Source organism: Streptococcus suis (assembly GCF_002964045.1).
Classification (GTDB): domain Bacteria; phylum Bacillota; class Bacilli; order Lactobacillales; family Streptococcaceae; genus Streptococcus; species Streptococcus suis_U.
In genome coordinates this window covers 1-302 of record NZ_POPB01000663.1, presented here as the reverse complement: position 1 = coordinate 302, position 302 = coordinate 1, and the positions used below count along the sequence as shown (strand labels likewise).

The 302-nt window shown below is 42.7% G+C and carries 1 protein-coding gene; it reads left to right on the top strand.

What is annotated here, in order from left to right; genetic code table 11:
- Positions 1-302 (top strand): aminopeptidase P family N-terminal domain-containing protein (locus tag C1E99_RS13970; protein ID WP_193441829.1); only part of this gene is annotated, 302 nt, incomplete at both ends.

Sequence of the window (302 nt, the reverse complement as noted above, 5' to 3'; positions counted from 1 at the left end):
GGGGACAGAGGCGACTGTCTTCATCAGTGGCAAGCGTCGCTTGTTTGTGACTGATTCGCGTTATACCTTGATAGCCAAGGCATCAGTAAAAGGTTTTGATATTATTGAGAGCCGTTTTGCCCTTGAAGAGATTGCAAAGGTGATTAAGGAAGATGGACTTGAAACCATTGGTTTTGATAGCGAGGTGACCTATGGTTTCTATCAAAGTCTGACCAGCATTTTTGAGGGTTATCAACTGGTTGCTATGTCAAACTTTATCGAAGACTTGCGCATGATTAAGGATGAGAAAGAAATTGCGACCA